Source organism: Bacillus sp. FG16 (genome assembly GCF_057809515.1).
The window spans coordinates 1-18,313 of the sequence record NZ_JBMDKC010000110.1 but is presented as its reverse complement, the minus strand read 5'-3'; the positions used below and the strand labels follow the sequence as shown (position 1 = coordinate 18,313).

Annotated in this window: 18 protein-coding genes and 2 pseudogenes; 4 read left to right on the top strand and 16 right to left on the bottom strand. The window is 34.3% G+C overall.

Going from position 1 to position 18,313, the window contains the following annotated elements:
• Nucleotides 1-500: FtsX-like permease family protein (locus ACODS7_RS26955; protein ID WP_488828006.1), on the bottom strand; the 500-nt coding region annotated here is incomplete at its 3' end.
• 274 nt (nt 501-774) lie between these two features.
• Between ACODS7_RS26955 and nadE the strand changes: the two genes are divergently transcribed.
• Nucleotides 775-1,593, top strand: coding sequence for an NAD(+) synthase (gene nadE / locus ACODS7_RS26950; protein WP_048565069.1), 819 nt, complete (start codon nt 775-777; stop codon nt 1,591-1,593).
• A gap of 48 nt (nt 1,594-1,641) precedes the next feature.
• Here nadE and ACODS7_RS26945 read toward each other — a convergent pair whose 3' ends face one another.
• The 4 genes and pseudogenes from ACODS7_RS26945 to ACODS7_RS26930 all read right to left on the bottom strand — a co-directional run bounded on the left by ACODS7_RS26945 (nt 1,642) and on the right by ACODS7_RS26930 (nt 4,502).
• Nucleotides 1,642-2,103 carry an NUDIX hydrolase gene (locus tag ACODS7_RS26945; protein WP_153591755.1) on the bottom strand — a complete coding sequence of 154 codons (462 nt, stop codon included), beginning with the start codon at nt 2,101-2,103 and terminating at the stop codon, nt 1,642-1,644.
• A gap of 31 nt (nt 2,104-2,134) precedes the next feature.
• Nucleotides 2,135-2,332 carry a DUF4083 domain-containing protein gene (locus ACODS7_RS26940; protein WP_001048102.1) on the bottom strand — a complete coding sequence of 66 codons (198 nt, stop codon included), beginning with the start codon at nt 2,330-2,332 and terminating at the stop codon, nt 2,135-2,137.
• A 107-nt stretch (nt 2,333-2,439) separates the two neighbouring features.
• Nucleotides 2,440-3,599 (bottom strand): annotated as a pseudogene (locus tag ACODS7_RS26935) (transglutaminase domain-containing protein).
• A 150-nt stretch (nt 3,600-3,749) separates the two neighbouring features.
• A complete protein-coding gene (locus tag ACODS7_RS26930; RefSeq protein ID WP_016081983.1) occupies nt 3,750-4,502 on the bottom strand; it encodes a YwqG family protein in 753 nt (250 codons plus the stop codon).
• 223 nt (nt 4,503-4,725) lie between these two features.
• On the opposite strand from ACODS7_RS26930, the gene ACODS7_RS26925 reads away from it, so the two are divergent.
• Nucleotides 4,726-4,872, top strand: a complete 147-nt coding sequence (locus ACODS7_RS26925; protein WP_000540425.1) for a YjcZ family sporulation protein — start codon at nt 4,726-4,728, stop codon at nt 4,870-4,872.
• 87 nt (nt 4,873-4,959) lie between these two features.
• Nucleotides 4,960-5,925, top strand: coding sequence for a patatin-like phospholipase family protein (locus tag ACODS7_RS26920; protein ID WP_000686807.1), 966 nt, complete (start codon nt 4,960-4,962; stop codon nt 5,923-5,925).
• A gap of 113 nt (nt 5,926-6,038) precedes the next feature.
• Here ACODS7_RS26920 and ACODS7_RS26915 read toward each other — a convergent pair whose 3' ends face one another.
• Together ACODS7_RS26915 and ACODS7_RS26910 are read right to left on the bottom strand one after the other, a co-directional pair.
• Nucleotides 6,039-6,206, bottom strand: a complete 168-nt coding sequence (locus tag ACODS7_RS26915) for a DUF3933 family protein (RefSeq protein WP_243168768.1) — start codon at nt 6,204-6,206, stop codon at nt 6,039-6,041.
• Nucleotides 6,207-6,218: 12 nt separating this feature from the next.
• Nucleotides 6,219-7,661, bottom strand: a complete 1,443-nt coding sequence (locus tag ACODS7_RS26910; protein WP_243168767.1) for an aminotransferase-like domain-containing protein — start codon at nt 7,659-7,661, stop codon at nt 6,219-6,221.
• A gap of 118 nt (nt 7,662-7,779) precedes the next feature.
• Here ACODS7_RS26910 and ACODS7_RS26905 point away from each other — a divergent pair, with 118 nt between their 5' ends.
• Nucleotides 7,780-8,394: a LysE/ArgO family amino acid transporter gene (locus ACODS7_RS26905; protein WP_243168766.1), complete on the top strand. Its 615-nt coding sequence runs from the start codon at nt 7,780-7,782 to the stop codon at nt 8,392-8,394.
• Nucleotides 8,395-8,447: 53 nt separating this feature from the next.
• On the opposite strand, the gene bcbE is transcribed toward ACODS7_RS26905, so the two are convergent.
• The 9 genes and pseudogenes from bcbE to ACODS7_RS26860 form a co-directional block, all read right to left on the bottom strand.
• The gene (bcbE, locus tag ACODS7_RS26900) at nt 8,448-9,677 is read right to left on the bottom strand and encodes a bacillibactin exporter BcbE (protein ID WP_016081985.1); all 1,230 of its coding nucleotides are present in this window, start codon (nt 9,675-9,677) and stop codon (nt 8,448-8,450) included.
• A gap of 235 nt (nt 9,678-9,912) precedes the next feature.
• The gene (locus ACODS7_RS26895; protein ID WP_000113545.1) at nt 9,913-10,119 is read right to left on the bottom strand and encodes an alpha/beta-type small acid-soluble spore protein; all 207 of its coding nucleotides are present in this window, start codon (nt 10,117-10,119) and stop codon (nt 9,913-9,915) included.
• A gap of 122 nt (nt 10,120-10,241) precedes the next feature.
• The gene (locus tag ACODS7_RS26890) at nt 10,242-11,084 is read right to left on the bottom strand and encodes a sugar phosphate isomerase/epimerase family protein (protein ID WP_050843314.1); all 843 of its coding nucleotides are present in this window, start codon (nt 11,082-11,084) and stop codon (nt 10,242-10,244) included.
• A gap of 37 nt (nt 11,085-11,121) precedes the next feature.
• Nucleotides 11,122-12,105: a DUF6005 family protein gene (locus ACODS7_RS26885; protein WP_016081987.1), complete on the bottom strand. Its 984-nt coding sequence runs from the start codon at nt 12,103-12,105 to the stop codon at nt 11,122-11,124.
• A gap of 23 nt (nt 12,106-12,128) precedes the next feature.
• Nucleotides 12,129-12,404 carry a petrobactin biosynthesis protein AsbD gene (gene asbD / locus ACODS7_RS26880; RefSeq protein WP_098630250.1) on the bottom strand — a complete coding sequence of 92 codons (276 nt, stop codon included), beginning with the start codon at nt 12,402-12,404 and terminating at the stop codon, nt 12,129-12,131.
• Complete coding sequence (locus ACODS7_RS26875) at nt 12,401-13,639, bottom strand: AMP-binding protein (protein ID WP_043935039.1); 1,239 nt, start codon at nt 13,637-13,639, stop codon at nt 12,401-12,403. Before ACODS7_RS26875 ends, asbD begins: the two co-directional genes overlap by 4 nt.
• Entirely contained in the window at nt 13,626-15,464 is a 1,839-nt protein-coding gene (locus ACODS7_RS26870) for an IucA/IucC family protein (RefSeq protein ID WP_050843311.1), read from the bottom strand. Before ACODS7_RS26870 ends, ACODS7_RS26875 begins: the two co-directional genes overlap by 14 nt.
• 60 nt (nt 15,465-15,524) lie before the next feature.
• Nucleotides 15,525-17,333 carry an IucA/IucC family protein gene (locus tag ACODS7_RS26865; RefSeq protein ID WP_016081991.1) on the bottom strand — a complete coding sequence of 603 codons (1,809 nt, stop codon included), beginning with the start codon at nt 17,331-17,333 and terminating at the stop codon, nt 15,525-15,527.
• Between the two features lie 315 nt (nt 17,334-17,648).
• Nucleotides 17,649-18,191 (bottom strand): annotated as a pseudogene (locus ACODS7_RS26860) (GNAT family N-acetyltransferase).
• Nucleotides 18,192-18,313: the final 122 nt, after the last annotated feature.

The following is an 18,313-nucleotide window of genomic DNA, read 5'->3' as shown; positions in this document are numbered from 1 at the left end:
ATGATCATAAATAATATGAAAAACATAATACTCGTTACAACAATTGCTTTCATCGGTATGTAATAGGATAAGGAGATATCTAGTTTTAATATCATCGGGGCGACAAATATTAATACCCCTGAAAATAACATACCTGAAAGAATACCAAAAATAATTGCCCCTATTCCAATCATAATATTTTCAAAAAAGATAAGACGCTTTAATTGATATTTCGTCATACCTAGCATCATTAAAATTCCTAGCTCACGCTTTCTCGTTTTTAAAAACATTCCCATCGAATATAAAATAAAGAAGAATGTAAATAAGTAAATAATAGACTGTGCAAAAGACATACTTACGAATACGTACTGACCCAATTCTCCTGCACTTAATGCCGGATGAAACGCAAAAAATGAATACACAAAAAAGGCCATAATAGCAAATGCACTACTCAAAAAATAGGCTGAGTATGTCCGTCTATTTCGCGTTACATTCCGATATGCGAGTTCTCTAATGTTCATATTACTTCTCCGCCCTTCTTTCTACTAACTATGTTTTTATATTAGTAAAGTACGGAAATACCTTCCATCGATTCAAATGACAAAAACCTTACAGTTTTGAAAGGTTTAAAAAAATTGCTTATACGTAGTACTTTATTTATAATGACTACATTCATATTCATACACACATCCTATTGTATATTCGTTAGTTTTGCGAAATAATAAAGGATAGAAGTATGTACCATTATACATATAAACTTATTTACCGCTTTAATATGAATAGGAGGAAAACATAATGACATTACAAGAACAGATTATGAAAGCATTACATGTTCAGTCTGTAATTGATCCAAAAGTTGAAATTCGTAAACGAGTTGATTTCTTAAAAGATTATGTAAAAAAAACAGGCGCAAAAGGATTTGTACTTGGTATTAGCGGCGGCCAAGACTCTACATTAGCAGGACGCTTAGCACAACTTGCAGTTGAAGAAATTCGTAACGAAGGTGGTAATGTAACGTTTATCGCCGTACGTCTTCCTTATAAAGTACAAAAAGATGAAGATGATGCACAATTAGCATTACAATTCATCCAAGCAGATCAATCTGTTGCATTTGATATTGCGTCAACTGTTGATGCTTTTTCAAATCAATATGAAAACTTATTGGGTGAATCATTAACAGATTTCAATAAAGGTAACGTGAAAGCACGTATCCGTATGGTTACTCAATATGCAATTGGTGGACAAAAAGGGCTACTTGTTATCGGAACAGATCACGCTGCAGAAGCTGTAACAGGGTTCTTTACAAAATTCGGAGATGGTGGTGCAGATTTATTACCATTAACGGGATTAACGAAGCGCCAAGGACGTGCATTATTACAAGAGTTAGGTGCAGACGAGCGACTTTACTTAAAAATGCCAACAGCTGATTTATTAGATGAAAAACCAGGTCAAGCTGACGAAACAGAGTTAGGTATTACTTATGATCAATTAGATGATTATTTAGAAGGTAAAGCAGTTCCAGCTGACGTTGCAGAGAAAATTGAAAAACGTTACACAGTGAGTGAGCATAAAAGACAAGTACCAGCGTCAATGTTTGATGATTGGTGGAAATAAATAAAACATAAAAAAGAAGCTAATCTCATTTAGCTTCTTTTTTATATGTTAACGATATACCCCTACTCTTTTCTCCAATAAATCTTGCAGGCAATCTTCATGCTGTTTACAAAATAACGGTGGCATGTCGTCTAACGGGAAAAACTTCAAATCCAACGTTTCATCACCATCTACTTTTTTGTCGCCTCCAACTATTGAGAATGAAAAGAACATCGTAATTGACTGTGCCTTGTCTCCATTTGGATATGATTGAAAATATTTTGTATACACTCCAATAAGCTCATTTATTTCTACATCATACCCTGTTTCTTCTTTTATTTCTCGGATTGCAGTTTCCGCAGCCGATTCTCCTATCTCCATTGCGCCACCTGGAAAGCCCCAAGCGTTAAAGTCTCCTCTTTTTTGCAGTAATACTTCTCCTTCTTTATTAAATACACAACCACCGGCAAAGTTTAAGAAAACATAATCATGTCCTACTTTTTCACGTAATTCTTTTATATAATTCGCCATTCTCTTTCCCCTTTTCATACTTCTTCTATCGCTATTTCTTATCTTTTTCAAGCAATTCAATAATTCGATCTAGCTTCTGGTTCATATTAATCACGTGGTGTTTCTTTGCAGCACTGCTTTGTAACACTCTTCTAATAAACAAAGTAAATGATATGAAAAACAAAACGATAAGTCCGATTACTAAACAAGTATATATCAATGTAAATATATTACTTTCGAACAAGTTCATTCAGCATTCACATCCTCTCCTTTTTATTTTATCACATAATTCCCAATATTTTAAAGTGATCAACAAATATAAAAAGAGCATCTTTTACAGATGCTCTTTCTCATTGCTTAATACGTAAATGTAATTGTCGCTAATGAATAACCCGCTAATGCACTATAAGGTGCTACTTGATAAGACACACGCTTTGCACCTTTTGGCCAATTTATTTCATTTAATACTTTCTTTATATCTTGCATCGTTCCATCCATGGACTGCTTATATCGTACTTCTACTTTTTCTGGTTTGGCTGCAAACTGTTGCTGTAACTTTTTCTTAAATTCATTATAATTTTCTGCTCCGTATTCTGCAGATAAGTATTGTAAATTTGTTTCTTTTAACATTTGCTCATATACGACAGTTTTTGAGCTACCAGCTTTTATTTTATTTGTTAATTCACCAAAATAACTTGTAGTTGCTGCTGGATATTTACTACGATCCCAGTCGTGATCTTTACTTAACTGTTCGTCAGACATATTAAAATATGAGTAAGTTACACGCCCTGCTTTATCTGGTACTGGATCATCAAATGTAGTATCTAGGTGATACCATTTGTTTTCGATGTTCACTAAATTCCACGCGTGAGCTTGTCCATTTCCTGTGCCTGTTACAATATGGTTTTGAATACCTGCCTCTTTTAACAACTCATACGTTAATAAAGTATATCCTTGGCAAACGGCAGAACGATTCGCTAACGCTTCATATGCTGTATACGCTTGATAAGACGTATCATAAGACACATGCTTCACAACGTAATCGTGAATAGCTTTTACTTTCTCATGCTCATCCATCCCTGGTTTACAATTGATCCAACAATTGCTTTCGCCTGCGCTTTTACATATTGAGTTTGTTCTTTTGATTCACGGTATTTTACTTGCAGTGTAAACGTATAGTTCCCTGGCATTCCTTTAATAGAATATCTAGTAGACGCTACATTATATTTTACATACTCATCAGCATCTACAATTTTATTAAACTCACCATACAATTGATCCATAATATTTCTAGCATTTCTATCTTTTGTTTTATATGTGATTGTAATATTTTCTTCTCGATTATCAATCTGTTTTTTTAATTCTTTTCTGAAATCATCTAATAACTTTACATCTGATTGTGCTGTCACTGCAGTCGGATTTGTAGCTGCATAAGATACAGATGACGCTTGTAAGCCTCCCATTACTATAGTTGAACAAAGTGCGGCAGCTGTCACATACTTGCTTGTCTTTCCCATCTTGTCACTCCTTACATTCTATAACTATACGAAAAAGTATCGTATAGTTTCAGAGTATACAATACTTTTTCGTATAGGTCATATGAGATTATGCATATTAACTAATTCACATAAAAAGGTTGTTCTTTTTAAAAGAACAACCTTTTTTCATTAGCAAGTTTGTAATACGCAGCATGTATTTTCAAAACGTTGATTTTTCAAATCTTCATTACTAATACAGAAATATAGCATCCCTAGTTCTCCCCAAACCATATTACAATTTTTATGATCTGAATCAATTTGGAATAAAAGAGTCATTTGCTGCGGGTTTACTCCCATATATTCTCCTGTCTCATATAACACTTCTTCTTGTACAGAGAATGGTTCACCAAACATTTGATGGTTATCGTAGTTATCCGGAATTAGCTCTTCAAGTAATTGTAAGAAACGATCTGAATCAGCCTCATCTTCAATGAAAAGCTCTGGTAATTTGTATGTCAGTTCAAAAGTAATTGCACACTGGTTATATTTCGTTTGTATTTCATTTTCTCTTCGTAATTGCTCTACAGGAACATCATAATAAAGTACACGCCCAGCTTCTGTTAGATTCACATTTTCTTCAAAATAATTTTCAATGCAAAAGAAATACAGCATCCCCGTCTTAGGAAGATTGTGATCCATACCAACGTTTTGTAAATCACTTAAGTTAAATTGCGCGATAAATTGTAGTGGCTTTCCTTTATGCTTTGGATATTCAAACAAAGCTGGTAAATCAGGAACTCCCCCCATTTTCGAACTACCTATCGCAACAGTTTCCTGTTGCTTTGGCACAACTTTTATACAAGGAAATACAGTATTAATAAGTTCCTCTTTCAAGTGTGTTAGTTCATATTTATCAATTAATACTTCAATTTTTTTATTCATAAATTCTCCTTACATTTACATACTTAATTATATCATAGTACAAAGATTATACTTCATTCTTTACAAAATCAACAAGCCTCCAAAAAACGGGCTTATCCTTCGTACGCGAACAAGTTTAAAAAAGCATACTATACATTGTTCCTACAAACACGATAATTCTTTAGTTCTTCCAGTACATTTTCCCCTCGTTCATTTTCATTTTTAATATAAGGAGGAATTCCACATGGGTTACGGATATAGTTGCGGCGGTTACGGTTACGGCGGTAGCTGTGGTGGTTGTGGTTACGGAGGTTTCGCTTTATTAATCGTTTTATTTATCCTTCTAATCATCATCGGAGCTAGCTGTTGGGGCGGCTTTGTAGGCTGCTAGTAAACTTAAAAACTATTGTAAAAAAGCACGTACCATACGTGCTTTTTTGCCATTTCCAAATCTTTCATTCGAAAGGAAGTATGTTTAATGAAGATTGATGGTGTTTTTGAAGGAGGCGGTGTGCGCGGTATTGCGCATGTCGGGGCAATTTGTGCGTTAGCCGAAAAAGGTTATGAATGGGAACGTGTAGCTGGTACATCGGCTGGTTCGATTATTGCAGCGCTCCTAGCAGCAGGATATTCTTGTTCAGAGTTAAAAACGATTATTACTGATATTGATTATAATAAATTTACGAAAAGAACTTTTATTGATAGAATTCCTTTTATCGGTAAGGGACTAAGTGCATGGACTACTCTAGGTATATACTCTAATGTATTTATAGAAGAATGGATTGAAGAATTACTTCGAAAAAAAGGTGTTCATTTATTTACTGATTTACCAGATCTAAACAAACTCAAAATCATTGCCTCTGACATTAGTAATGGTAAAATGGTTGTCTTTCCTGACGACTTACCAAACTACGGATTTTTAAATTATCGCTTCTCTATCGCTAAAGCGGTAAGAATGAGTAGTACAATCCCCTTCTTCTTTGAACCCGTAAAATGGAGAACTCCAAAATGGAAGCAGCCTTGTTATATGGTTGATGGAGGAATTCTAAGTAATTATCCAATTTGGATCTTCGATTCACCTACCGCTCCTCGCTGGCCGACTTTCGGATTTCATTTTGTAAAAGATGAGATTCAAGCTGACCCTGCTCACTATAACGAGCCTATTTCCATGTTCAAAGGACTATTTAAAACAATGATGCAAGCTCATGATTTACGTCATTTAGATAAGGAATCAAAAGCAAGAACCATTACAATTCCAACAGGAACGATTACAAGTACTAATTTTGAACTGACAAAGGAAGAAAAAGAATGGCTTTACAATTCTGGTTATAACTCTGCTAATAAATTTTTACAAGCTTGGAACTTTAGGCAATATATCGATGAGTATAGAAAAGGAAATCAAGACCGAAAGACAAATCGATTTTTCCGTCAACTTGACTCATAATATTATTACTTTGCATATAAATACGAGAACGTTTAACAACTTAATAGTAAATAAGCCTAGTAATTTCTTATATTACTAAGCTTATTTACTTCTTATATAATCTCGTACATTGTTTAAGGGTACGTTAACCCTTCGGCTTCCTCTGCAGTAACAACTATGTAACGATTTCCCGTTCTTAATCCTAACAGTTCTGCTTTTTCAATCGCCTCTTGCTTCGTCTCCGCATAAGCAGCTAAATATTTTTCTCCATTGATCATTTGGCAAATTACATATTTTTTCATTACTTTCTCCTCTTACTTTTTCATTAGTTGTGCGAGTTTTTTTATACCTATTTCAATTTCTTCTAACGTTGCGTATGAATACGATAGGCGCAAAAATTGATTTGCACTTCTATCATATAAAGTACCTGGGTTTAATAAAACCTTTTCTTGCAGAGCTTTATCAAATAAACTGCGATATGAAATGGGTACTTTTATATGTACCCATATATAAAACCCGCCTGTTGGTTCATGCCAAGTTGCTATTTCATGAAGATATTTATCTAACATTAGTAACATAAAGTCTCTTCGTTTTTTCAATTCACTTCTTACAAATCGCAAATGCTCATCATATAGACCATTTGTAAACCACTCTGCTGCAATTTGCTGGGATATAGTGCTTGAACCATAATCTGTTTGCATTTTTATGTCTGACAATCTTTGAATTACTGGCTCGGGTCCAACAATCCATCCAATTCTTAAACCTGGACTAATTACTTTGGACATGCTTCCAATATGTAGTACAATTCCATTTTTATCATAGGCTTTTAAAGGTTTCGAACTAGGTGCATCAAACCATAAGTCTTGATACACTGCGTCCTCTATAATAGGTAATCCAATTTCATTACATACTTCCATTATTTCTTTTCGCTTCTTAGTATTCATACTAAAATTCGTCGGATTATGAAAAGACGGGATTGTATATAAAATAGAGGCATTGAATTGCTTCTTATATTTCTTAATATATGATGTATGTAACCCGCTCTCATCCATTGGGATTCCAATTAAACGTACCCCTGCTGATTGAAAAACATTAAGCGAATACAAATAGGATGGTTTCTCTAATAAGATTGATGCCCCTTTCGAAAGAAGCCCCATAGAAATAAGTTGCAGCGCTTGAATTGCTCCTGAAACAATTAATATAGAGGCAGGAGATACATATACGCCATGCTCCTTTAAGTATTCGGAAATCTTTTCCCTTAAATAAAGATTTCCTTTCGGCTCTTCATACCCAAGCGTCACATTTGACTTTAAAAGCTTATTCATAACTTCTTTCATCTTTTTCTCAGGTAAGAGACTCGGCGCGAGCTCACCCGTTCCTAATCGAATTACATGTGGATAAAATTCAGCTTGATTAATCTCTTGAATAGCTGGGAGATTCGGATAATGAACTCCTGTTTCTACATAAGACTGCCAATTAGGCGGGGGTGCGTATGTTGAAGCATTCTCATTATTATTTACAACAATTGTTCCTTTCCTGCCATTCCCTTCAATATATCCCTTCGCAACTAGTTCATCGAAAGCCATTACAATTGTGCTTCGATTCACACCAAATGTATGGGCCAAATCTCTTTGTGAAGGTAATTTTGTTCCAACAGTCCATTCTCCATTAACGATCCTTTCTTTTATATACGTTTCTATTTGTTTATACAGCGGCGTCGCTAGAGACATATTCGGTTTCCAAACGAATCTTTCCATCATATCACCTTATATTCTTTTTGGTTGGTAACCTCCCCAACCATATGGATGGATACAAATTTTCATTTCTTCTATACAATATACACTATCATAATGAATTAAAATAGGAGGTAATATGATGAGTGAAGCAATTATTCATGGTATCATTCTTGCATTTGGACTTATCATTCCATTAGGTGTACAAAATGTTTTTGTCTTTAACCAAGGTGCTAGCCAACCAAACATTTGGAGGGCAGCCCCTGTAGTATTAACTGCCTCTATATGTGATACGTTACTCATATTGATTGCGGTGCAAGGTGTCTCCCTTGTACTCCTTACTTTTTCTTGGTTAACTAACTCGTTATATATAATTGGATTTTTCTTTCTCCTATATATGGGCTTTGTTATTTGGAGAAGTAACCCTTCCAACGATGTAAAACAAGAAAAAAGTATGCCCTTAAAAAAGCAAATCCTTTTCGCAGCATCAGTTTCGTTATTAAATCCACATGCAATTTTAGACACAATCGGTGTAATTGGAACAAATTCTATTCAATACATAGGAAGTGAAAAATGGGCTTTTACACTTGCAACTATTATCGTTTCTTGGATTTGGTTTATAAACTTAGCTTTGGCGGGGAAATTTCTAAAAAGACTAGACTCAACCGGAAAGACAATCTTATTATTAAATAAATTTTCTGGTCTCATCATATGGGGTGTCGCGCTTTACATGTTAAAACAAGTTATTTATTCTTAATGAACGAAAGAGAATTGCATGTTACTGAAAACATCATGCAATTCTCTTACAAATTATGAAGTAGGTTCCGGTTTCTGTTTTACCGTCTTTGCATCTTTTGCTGGTTTAATCCAAATGATTGCTATAACAGCACCAATGGCAGCAAAAATACTTGTCAAATAAAACACTTCATGGTCCGCCCCTTTCATAAAAAAAGAATATAAAGGTGGTCCAGCTGCTACACCGATAAATCGCATTGAACTATAAAAGGACGTAACTGTCCCCCTTTGCTCCTTTTCAATTCCTTGTGTAATGAGGGCATCTAAACATGGGAGTGCCATACCAATTCCTATCCCCATAATAACGAGACAAAGAAGTAGTAAGTAAATCCCTTTTATAAATAAAGGAATGATGACTGATGCAGCTGCCATTAAAAAACCAATATAAATACACTTCTTCATAACATTTTGATTATCTCCAATTTTTTTACCGGCCATATAGGAACTAAGTGACAGTACAAGTAACGGGATAGCAAGCACACACCCTTTCCATATACCATGAATGTCATACTTTGATTCCAGTATAGTCGACAAATAAAAGAGAATTCCGAATAAAATAAGCATAATAATTGCACCTAATGCAAAAATGGCAATTAACCATCTTCCCTTTTCTCGAAACGTAGAGATAATAGATCGAATAAACTCTTTTAATGGCGGTACTTCCCCTTCTTGTTTTTTTGCCTTTACTAATACCAGCAATAAAACAATTGATACGACACATAAAACTGGAATCGCCCAAAATGGTAAGAACCATACAATGGCAGCAAGAGCAGATCCTAAAATAGGGCTCAACACTTTTCCAAATGTATTGGATGTCTCAATGATTCCCAAACCTGTACTAACTTGTTTTTCATCTTTGTATAAATCACCAACACACGGTATAACAACCGGCATTGCACCAGCAGCACCAATACCTTGAATCGCTCTACCGATTAGTATCCAAATGTAGGGATTATCAACTTTCCATGATACCCAACCAGTTATCGCTCCTCCTATAGCCGCAATCAGCAAACTCGGAACCATTACCATCTTTCGTCCCCATCTATCTGATAAATAACCAGCAATCGGTATAAGTAAAATGGCTACGATAGAGTAAATTGTAATAATCATGGATACTTGAAACGATGAAATATGTAATTTCTTTTCAATTGTCGGCAAGATTGGAATGAGCATTGAATTCCCTAATGTCATGACAAGTGGAACTGATGCAAGCGCAATTAAACAACAGTTTTCTTTTTTTAACATGTTGATTTCGGAACCTTTCATCATATATTTCTTACCATATAATAGCCCTGCTGGAACATAATTTTCATTCCATCAGGGCTATTACACCTTTAATACTTCCCATTCACAACAAAAGAAATTGGGTAAAATATAGTATTACTTCTATTCTTTGAATTCTGTTCGCTATATATCCATACCAATTAATTGAAAAAAAAAGAAAGGAAGAATCCTTCCTTTCTCCTATAACCTTCTACATTTAGCGAGTATATCCGCCACCAAGCTGTTGTTCTGCCATCGCTACTAGGCGTTTTGTGATTTCACCGCCTACAGAACCGTTTGCACGTGAAGAAGTATCAGCTCCAAGTTGTACACCGAACTCTTGTGCAATTTCATACTTCATTTGATCTAAAGCTGCTTGTGCTCCATGTGATGCTAATTGATTAGAATTACGATTTCTAGCCATTACCAATCACCTCCTTATTTATATATAAATTGTGTAAAATTCGAATTAAAATACATGGAAATTTTTGGTTATTTTCACATTAAAAAAAGAGCCTCTAAACGAGACTCTCACATCATTTCACATTACGAAGTTACTACTTCTAAATTTCTATTTATTAATACTTTCATTTCTTCTTTTAATATCTCTTTTGAGTTATGTCCAAACCATTCTAACGAAGCAAAAAGATCCGTGTCTCTCACTTCCTGAATAATCTCATCATAATTTACAATACCTTCAAATAACGGAACCATACCAATACGGCTTCCTGCTGCAGCATATACATTATTAGGTTCAAACACATGCAAATAATCCGCTGAAGATATATTCTTAAAATGGTAATGTAGTGTCCACGGCTTTAATCGATGGAAACTGTCTATTGGATCTGCGCCAGACTCCCATATATGAAGAAAATCAAGATTTATTTTTAAATTCGGATGATTTACTTCTTCTAATAGTTCTATAGTAGAAGGCAATGTGTCTGTTAGTGTATTAGGATGTGTTTCTAACAGCACATACATATTGTGCTGAGCAAACACATCACAAATCTTACGTATTCGCTTCACATACTCTTTTCTCTCTTGTTCCGAGAAGTCCTTGCTCCCTTTTTGCCCAGCAAACGTGCGAATTTTATTCGTATTAAACCAATTAGCTAGTACTACAAGTTGTTCACTTTTCTCTATCGTTTTTTCAAAATCTGCTGATAATGATATATCTAAGTAATCACTTATCATCGTAATTTCTAAGTTTTTATCCTTTAGAAAATTCAATTCTCGTTCTGTCGTTTCACGCTCTTGCATATACAAATTTTGTGCATGAGTCCCCCATAATTCAATTCCTTCAAAACTGTTTTCATATGCAAATTGAACAATATCAGTAAATGAAATTAATTGATGACGAAATGAAATGGTACATAGCGAATATTTCATAGCTTTAAACTCCCCTATCTTAAATTCAGTTAGCTTCTTAAAAAGTTACGACAGACTGATTTGTTTTCATGCCTTTCCATGATAGAAACTGTCTCTCTAATTCCTTCTTAATTTGCAGCTCAATTGCATTCATTTCATCCAGTTTTTCAATAATCGCTACTAGCATATCTTTATTGTTCGTCATCGCCATTTTAATTGCACGATACTGTACATTTGTAAATCCTTGTACAATATCCTCTACCCGATCACACCAATAATCAAATTCTTCCTCCGAATATTGCAACGTTTCACGGAAGTATGCAAAGGCATGCTCATAACTATATTTACGAATTGCAAGTACTGGTATTTGTTTTACTGCTGCTACAAGTCCAGAAAGCGCATATCCTTCTTCCTCATTTGCCATTTTTACAATTAAATTTTTCAGTTCCATAGTCAGTTCATTGTCGTTCTTTTTGAATGTTTCTGTGAAATAACTAGCTACTGTTTCTTGTGTTGGCTCCCCAATTCCTTCTATATCAATGAAATATCCTCCACCAAATGGGTTATCTTGAATAGAGTGAAGCACTTTTTCTCTTTCCATATTCCCTTCCCAACGAAAATCAGGATCTAGCATGAACCACTCTTCTTCTTTCTCTGTTTTTGATATCATTAAATAATGTGGAAACGGTTTTTGATGAAATTTATTTTCCCTCTCTGGTAATAGAGACATATCAACCATTACAATGACATAACGATTTTCCGGCTTGTTTTCTACTAATTCTAAAAACATTTCTACATTGCTATCTTTATCTTTTGCATGATCATACCATTCGTTTACTTTAATACCGTACAATTTTTCAAACCAAAGTAAATAATGATCATGGTTAATGTTTTCAGAGTGATACGAAATAATTCCGCCTTCTGTTATATCAAAATCTCCATCCCATAGTCCAAAATAAAATGGACGAAAATCAATGTCGCTACGCCTTTTTATAATTTCACAAAAACAACTCACTAAACAGTGCACTTTAATTGAAGTCATACTCTCATCCACTTTCTTAAAGGTTAGTTATTTACATTTACTTCATGCAACGGCTGTAACTCCTCCATAAAATCAAGCAAAGATCCTACAGTAAGAAATGCCTTTGGATCTATCTCATCCTCTGGAACGCATAGCTTTACATCCATTTCTATGTATACAATAAGCTGCAACATCATTACCGAATCTATATATAAATCTTGATTTAAGCGCATCTTTTCTTCTAAATACGTTACATTTTTCAGTTCCATTTTTTCTACCATAATTTTTAACACTGCATTCTTTAACGCTTCTCGTCTCATGTTGTAACCTCTCCCATCTCTAGTAACTTTCTACTTACTTTTCCAGTTTTATTTTTCGGAATTTCAGTTACACTTTCAATTTCATGAGGAACTTTATAAGAAGGTAAGTGCTGAATACACCATTCTCTTATTTGCACCGGATCAATATGAGAGATCACTTTCGCTTTAACTATTTCTCCCATCACAGGATGTTTCCCTCGATATACAATTGCCTCTTGCACACCTTCCAATCGAAGCATCGTTTCTTCTACCTCTATAGGAAAGACTTTTAATCCTGAAACGTTAATTACATCGTCCATACGCCCCATAAAATGAATGCCACGCTCAGATTTATACCCTAAATCTTTCGTGAAAATTTCCTTACCGTTCATTTTCACGACGATTTCTTCCGGTGCATTTTCCTCTGAACCAATGCTTATACTCGCATGAGGTAGAGGGTTTCCTAAATCTAAATGGCTTTTCATATCATGGCATATACTAATACAACCTGCTTCAGAACAACCGTATTGCTGCATCATATATGTTGTCATTTCTTTTAGTTTATAAAATAGTGCTTCTGGCAAAGGCGATCCTGATGTCATAATTTTATGAAACTGGAACGTTCCTAATGGAAAACTCCCCATAATGTGTAACATAAGTGGTACTGCATATATGATATGTTTTTCTGTATTACGAACTATATTTAATGCGAATTTAGGATTTTTGTTCGTAATGATTACAGGCTTGCTCCCCCTCGTAATTGCTGATAACGTACCACATATTAGTCCGTATGAATGTGAAACAGGAGCCATAACGATTGGCACTTCATCTACTTCACAGTTTAAAGCTTCATTATAGGCAGTAATTTCTGTATCAACTTCCGTCCATGCTCTACGAATCAGTTTCGGTTCTCCCGTAGTTCCCGAACTATATTGCAATAAAGAAGGTTCTTCTAGTAAAAAGTTCCCTACTTCTAATTTTGTAAAATCGCCATATTCTCCATATAAAACTCCTACACAATTTGCACGCTTTGCCATTTCAATAGCCGTTTCTTTTGGCGTATCTTCATGTATAAGTAATACTGATGATTTCTTTTCTTTTAAGAAAAACACAAGCGTAATAATATCGAATGGATCTTTCAGACAAAGTGCAAATCTATTTCCTTCTGCTTCTTGAAATTGTTCCATTTCCTCATAAACTTGTAATCTCAAATCAAAATCACTTTTGCTATACTCTTGTTTATTAACGATTAGCATAATTTCCCCCTGTAACAACTGATTTTTGTTTCATAAGTTGTCTTACTCTATACAATGGATTTGGAACTTCATGAACAAGCGATTCCACATCCATATATAATCGACGTTTCGTTAATTGTTCAGCATAGAATGTAGGTGCATATAATTGAATATTTTCAAATCTACCTTTCAAATGTGGATATATTCTTAAATGATCTTCAATTTCTTCAACAACCATCATCCAAAAATGTTCTTCTTTCAATCCATATTCATCCGCAAGTACGAATGCTAATTCTCCTAAATTAAACAGGAAAAGTGCATCTAACACCATCTCTTGCAAACATTCGATGCGATCCATTTCAAAGAAATCATTCATTTTTCCATTCGCATATGTTTTATGCATTTTAGTAAAGTCGGGACATTTGTCAACTTCTTTCAAATATGGACGATAAAACTCAAGCCCTTCATGAAAATCCTTTAACGCAATACGAACAGGCACCCCTTCTTTATGGACTAGAATCATATTTTGTCCATGTGATTCCAGTGCGATACCATGCTCTACAACAAGATGTATAACTGGTATTATCGCTTTTTGAATAAGTAATTGTAGCCAATCCTTCATTCCATATTTGTTCAACCACGCATCAATAATTGGTGTACCATCTTTCTCTTTAGCGTATAAACCATTAAAAGGAATTGCATCCTCTTGTGCATCTAAATACTTATGAATGCTTTCGCGCCAAATACATCCTAATGAACCATATATAGCTTTCTTATTCGTGTCATACGTTACACTTGAAAACTCGCTTAACAAGATTAAACGTGCTTCATCCATTAAATAGGCGTCATTACTTACAACATCATTTAACCAATTTGATATTACTGGTGCACTCACAACAGAGTATGGTTTCAGTGTACGGAGTGTTGAAGTGTTGAGTAAATTCATCGATAATTTAACGTACGGTTTCTTTGGACTCGTAATATTTCTTAACGTTCTCATTGACTGTTGCGCGCAATAATCGTCCTCTGATGTTCCTAAATAAATAATAAAATTACCCTGTATATGATCCCCATAATTTGAAATGATGAAATTCTCCCACTGCCATGGGTGAACAGGTATAAACACGTACTGTTTTGGATAACATCCCCTATTACGAATTCGTTCCATAAACTCTTCTAATTTACGATCGCCAATCTCCTCTTTTAAAAGGTCGTTATACATCACTTCATTCTCATAACCTACAGTCGCATAATTCTTATGCGCTGCAATCCATATGAGTTTTATTGGCTGCATAAATTCATATCCATATTGAAAATTGTCACGATATTGAAATCCAACACGTGCTTTATAACTAGGGTGATATGGATGGCCGTCTATTAAATGGCTTTCAAACTCATCGTAAGATTTTTGAGTATATTCTTTCTTATTATTTCTTTCATATTGTGCAATCGTGTCTTTAAATATTGTTTGTTCTAATTCGTGCATAAAAGAATCTAATTTAGCTTGTTCTACACTAGCAACCCGAAAAACTTCTTCTAGAAATTGCGAGACAGATTGTATTTCTTGCTGTTCATCTTGGACTCTTACTATTAATGAGTCTAAAGAAATACGTCCAAATGTCATCCGTTCCCTGCCATAGCATTTGTACGTGACACTTTTGTCTTCTTCATCAAGTCCTTGTATTATAAAAAGAAATTGTTCTTCTTTTTCTATGCGAACCGGTGTAATAATCCCCTCATAAATTAACGATTCTACTAATTGACGTAGCACTCTTCTTCGTACTGAAATGTAATCTTCTGATTCGAGCGCCTTCAATACTTTCGTATGATACATGTCCACTCTCATAAAACCCTCCACCTTATGACAAAATACCATTATTTGTATTACGTGAAATTTTAACGCTATTTATGAACGAACAGCCACTTCTCTAACGAGCGGATTATGTACTTGCACATAAATTGCTTGCTCTAATGGATTACTTAACTCATCGACATCGAAAAATCTCGTTAGTAAATTTGCTTTACACGCTAACTTATCTTCGTCCAATAATTCTCTTAAAAATGTTGAAGGTTCCCGGTTATACGGAAGGAATGATTCAAGTACAGACCTTAATTCCGAGAGAAGAATTTCCTCCTTAATTAATCCTGCTGTGCCAAAACCATTAATGAGGCCAAACATATGATTGAAAATTAAGTAGTAACGAAATCTCTCATCCACAATATAGTCGTCATATAAATTTCCAGTACGTTCTCCAATACCAACTAATTCATTATTAAGCATCTCTTTCATTGAATTACAGAAATAAAATCCTTGATTATCACGGAAATAATATTTGACCGGATAACCATCCTTTAGCTGCACAACGCTATTTTGCTGATGAGCTTCTAGTGCAACACCGTACTGTAAATACATCCATACCATCGGCTTTAAAGAAATATTCATATATCGTCTAAACCACTCTAAACTTACTTCTTCACAGCTTTTACCTTCTAAATCTGCTAGGCGATGAATAATATTTGATAACCGCGTACGCTCCCCAGGTATAGCATCTTGAACTAGCCCAGCAATTAATGTTGCGTCGTTCGCATGTTCACTATAAAAAGGGTTCTCGCGAATAATCACTTCAAATCCAGATTCTTGTGTTCCATAATTTAATGTAATATAGGCTGGATCACAAATAAAATCAAAGCCTGGAAATCTTTCTCGTACTTCACCAATAGCCGTATTTAACATTTCCTTCCCTTCAAGACCACTCTCAAGTTCTTTCAGTTTATTAATACGCATTGAATTCGTTACTTTCACCGGAAATGAAAACTTAAGCATATACTTCGAATCGGGATGATATAGCGTCCTTAGTGATGATGTTGCCATATAATACTTACCTACAGGACCAATATACTCAAGCAATTCTTGAACTATCCAATCTTGTACGTAAGCTTGATGCAAGAGCCATTCTGCCTGAAGCGGATGAATTGGAATTAATGCATATTGATCTTCCTTACAGTACTTCGCTATAAATTCCTTACTAACCATCTCATCATTACTTAATTCTTCTTTTATAATCGTTGTTGTAGAATCTGATAATAATGATTTTTCATTTACTATACTTTTATGGGCCCGAAAATAATGAAGCTGACATTCTCCTTTTAATTCTGGAGAATACATTGCATTTTTCCAATCCACTATCCCCTGTCTACTCTTTGGTGTAGGATGAGTTAAATGCCCAAATAATAAAGACTGCTCCGCTTCTATAAAAGTTGTATGGAAACCGTATAATGCGGACGTATCTTTTATTCTCTCTTTTGTAAATCCCTCAATATTTTGACAACTACGGATAACTCGAAGCATAAGTTCCGCAGGATTCGTCCCTTCTCCGTAGTTGATAGACATCTCTTTTATTAAAAATGTAATAACTGTAACGTAATCTGCTTTAATAACAGAATTACTATCTCCAATTTGATAATAAAATTGTTCTCCAAACAAATGACGATCTGTTGATGATTTATATATAACTTCTCCATACAAAGTAACGTTCTGTGCCGATAGCCGACAACATAAATATGTGGGGACTGTATCTCTATTCAACGTATTACTGAAGATACTTTTCATTCTTTCATCCTCTGTAATCCATTCTCCACTCCCTGTTTCTCTTAAATAACAGTTTAAAAAGCTTTGTAATGTTGCATGTTCTGCGATTTGTTTCGCATGCTGCATGTTGGTCCTCCTCTTTATATTAAAGCTATCGAAATTTTATATAATAAACGATAATTGAATGTCGTTATCAATTATGATTCTAATTGATAATGATATTCAATTCAATAGTATATTTCAGAATTTTTTTATCTGATTTAATTTTCCTTGTTTTCTCGCTTTTCTTTAATCTAGTTAAAAATACGCGAAAGAAATACTCAGTTTCAAAGTACATACTTACTATTTTTCATTAGTAATCTATCCAAAATGGTTAAACAAAAGAGGTATACCTTAATTGGTATACCTCTTTCAAACATAAAGTTTACATAATAATATTATTTAAGCAAATCTATATAACTGTTTGTATAACAAATTCAAATCTCTCCAACAATACGCTGTTTCTTCTATCTTTACTCTCTCTAAAAATTTCATATCAATTTTTTCAGGGTTAAATTTTTCATAAAACTTTGTAGAAGGATTATTCGTAACAACCCAAACTAAAAGTGATTGCATATCATTGTTTATACAATCCGATAATAAAGCTTGAAATAACTTTTGTCCTATTTTCATTCCTTGATACTCTTGTAAAAGGTAGATTGCATATAATTCTCCGTCACAATTATATGTACCAGTTCTTTCTACTCCCCCATCGATAAATCCGACTATTTCTCTATTTGAATTCTATGCTACAAATCTAAATTGATGATTACCTTCTTTTCGAAAAATATCTTCCCATTGTTTTTCTCGTTTCTCATATGCTATATTATCTAAAATTTCGTCAGCAAATATCCCTTTATACGTTGTTTTCCAACTATCAACATGCACCTTTGCTATACCTGGTATATCATCCTTTATTGCTCTTCTAATATGTATTCCCATCATTTCTCCCCCTCGTTACTCATCATTATATCAATTTCATTCCTTAAAAATCCAAATAAAAAAGAGTGAATTTGAAGTGACCCCTAAAAGTTAGACACGGTTATTTCATTAGGCAGCTTGATAAA

What these genes read in the sequence shown, in the direction of transcription:
- nadE (WP_048565069.1), top strand. Translation starts at nt 775, where the DNA reads ATGACATTACAAGAACAGATTATGAAAGCATTACATGTTCAGTCTGTA.
- ACODS7_RS26945 (WP_153591755.1), bottom strand. Translation starts at nt 2,103, where the DNA reads ATGGCGAATTATATAAAAGAATTACGTGAAAAAGTAGGACATGATTAT.
- ACODS7_RS26940 (WP_001048102.1), bottom strand. Translation starts at nt 2,332, where the DNA reads ATGAACTTGTTCGAAAGTAATATATTTACATTGATATATACTTGTTTA.
- ACODS7_RS26930 (WP_016081983.1), bottom strand. Translation starts at nt 4,502, where the DNA reads ATGAATAAAAAAATTGAAGTATTAATTGATAAATATGAACTAACACAC.
- ACODS7_RS26925 (WP_000540425.1), top strand. Translation starts at nt 4,726, where the DNA reads ATGGGTTACGGATATAGTTGCGGCGGTTACGGTTACGGCGGTAGCTGT.
- ACODS7_RS26920 (WP_000686807.1), top strand. Translation starts at nt 4,960, where the DNA reads ATGAAGATTGATGGTGTTTTTGAAGGAGGCGGTGTGCGCGGTATTGCG.
- ACODS7_RS26915 (WP_243168768.1), bottom strand. Translation starts at nt 6,206, where the DNA reads ATGAAAAAATATGTAATTTGCCAAATGATCAATGGAGAAAAATATTTA.
- ACODS7_RS26910 (WP_243168767.1), bottom strand. Translation starts at nt 7,661, where the DNA reads ATGGAAAGATTCGTTTGGAAACCGAATATGTCTCTAGCGACGCCGCTG.
- ACODS7_RS26905 (WP_243168766.1), top strand. Translation starts at nt 7,780, where the DNA reads ATGAGTGAAGCAATTATTCATGGTATCATTCTTGCATTTGGACTTATC.
- bcbE (WP_016081985.1), bottom strand. Translation starts at nt 9,677, where the DNA reads ATGTTAAAAAAAGAAAACTGTTGTTTAATTGCGCTTGCATCAGTTCCA.
- ACODS7_RS26895 (WP_000113545.1), bottom strand. Translation starts at nt 10,119, where the DNA reads ATGGCTAGAAATCGTAATTCTAATCAATTAGCATCACATGGAGCACAA.
- ACODS7_RS26890 (WP_050843314.1), bottom strand. Translation starts at nt 11,084, where the DNA reads ATGAAATATTCGCTATGTACCATTTCATTTCGTCATCAATTAATTTCA.
- ACODS7_RS26885 (WP_016081987.1), bottom strand. Translation starts at nt 12,105, where the DNA reads ATGACTTCAATTAAAGTGCACTGTTTAGTGAGTTGTTTTTGTGAAATT.
- asbD (WP_098630250.1), bottom strand. Translation starts at nt 12,404, where the DNA reads ATGAGACGAGAAGCGTTAAAGAATGCAGTGTTAAAAATTATGGTAGAA.
- ACODS7_RS26875 (WP_043935039.1), bottom strand. Translation starts at nt 13,639, where the DNA reads ATGCTAATCGTTAATAAACAAGAGTATAGCAAAAGTGATTTTGATTTG.
- ACODS7_RS26870 (WP_050843311.1), bottom strand. Translation starts at nt 15,464, where the DNA reads ATGAGAGTGGACATGTATCATACGAAAGTATTGAAGGCGCTCGAATCA.
- ACODS7_RS26865 (WP_016081991.1), bottom strand. Translation starts at nt 17,333, where the DNA reads ATGCAGCATGCGAAACAAATCGCAGAACATGCAACATTACAAAGCTTT.